Here is a 1,324-nt window from a genome sequence, read left to right on the forward strand (position 1 = left end):
GGCCGCCGCGCTGCCGGCCGCGGCCGCCGCCGCGCTGGCCGCCGCCCACCTGGTGGACCTCGACGCGTCGAGCCCGGCGCGCGCCGGGCTCGGCCTCGCGGCCGGGGTGTGCGCGCTGGTGGGCCTGCGGGTGGCCGCCTACGACTACCCGTCCCGCTTCGTGCACTTCACCGCGGGCGTGGCGCTGCCGCTGGCCGCCGCGGCGCCCGCGGTCTACGTGATCGGCCACACCCTGGGCTGACCGGCTCGCACGCGCGGGGCTGCGGTCTGGTATCCGCGCCCGGATAGCGCTGCGGACCGGACCGGCTCGCACGCGCGGGGCTGCGGTTAGGCTCGGCAGCCGGAAGACGTGAGGTCCCGCCGCGCGGGCCGAGCACGAGCGATGGGGACCGGGGAAACACGCANCTGGTATCCGCGCCCGGATAGCGCTGCGGACCGGACCGGCTCGCACGCGCGGGGCTGCGGTCTGGTATCCGCGCCCGGATAGCGCTGCGGACCGGACCGGCTCGCACGCGCGGGGCTGCGGTTAGGCTCGGCAGCCGGAAGACGTGAGGTCCCGCCGCGCGGGCCGAGCACGAGCGATGGGGACCGGGGAAACACGCATGCGCGCACTTCGCATCACGCTGATCGTCGTCGTCATACTGGCCGGGCTGTTCGTCGGCGCCGACCGGCTCGCGGTGAACATCGTGGAGTCCCAGGCCGCCGACAAGATCAAGTCCAGACAGGGGCTGACCACCACCCCGCACGTGTCGATCGGCGGCTTCCCGTTCCTCACCCAGGTCGTCTCCAAGGACCTGGACAAGGTGAGCGTGCGCATCGACGACATGGAGACGCAGACCCAGACCGGCAGCACGGTCCGCGTCGACCGGATGCGGGCCACGCTGCACGACGTGCACATATCCGGCGACTTCTCGTCCGCCACCGCCGACAGCGCCTCCGGCTCCTCGCACATCACCTACGCGGACCTGACCGCCGCCGCGCCCCCGGGCCTCACGGTCGGCTACGCGGGCGAGAACGAGGCGGGCCGGGGCCTGGTCAAGGTCACCGGCGGCCTGCTGGGCTTCCAGATCAGCGCCAACAGCACGGTCTCGGTGGTGGACGGCGACACGATCCGGCTGCGCGCCGAGACCATCTCCGGCGTGGGCAGCCTGGCGCGCTGGGAGGACCGGCTGCGGCACCAGATCGACATCGACCGGCACGTGGAGGGCCTGCCGACGGGCCTGCGGCTGGACGAGGTCGAGGTGACGCAGGACGGTGTGGACATCTCCGTCGCGGGGAACGACGTACGGCTGACGGACTAGATGATCAATTCCAAGGGGTCAGT

1 protein-coding gene and 1 pseudogene are annotated in these 1,324 nt (G+C 73.1%); both read left to right on the top strand.

Annotation, left to right across the window (positions count from 1 at the left end):
• Positions 1-241 (top strand): annotated as a pseudogene (locus RKE29_RS29890) (hypothetical protein); the annotation flags it as partial.
• Positions 242-602: 361 nt separating this feature from the next.
• A complete protein-coding gene (locus RKE29_RS29895) occupies positions 603-1,301 on the top strand; it encodes a DUF2993 domain-containing protein (protein WP_312008844.1) in 699 nt (232 codons plus the stop codon).
• Positions 1,302-1,324: the final 23 nt, after the last annotated feature.

Source organism: Streptomyces sp. B1866, from assembly GCF_031932565.1.
GTDB lineage: Bacteria > Actinomycetota > Actinomycetes > Streptomycetales > Streptomycetaceae > Streptomyces.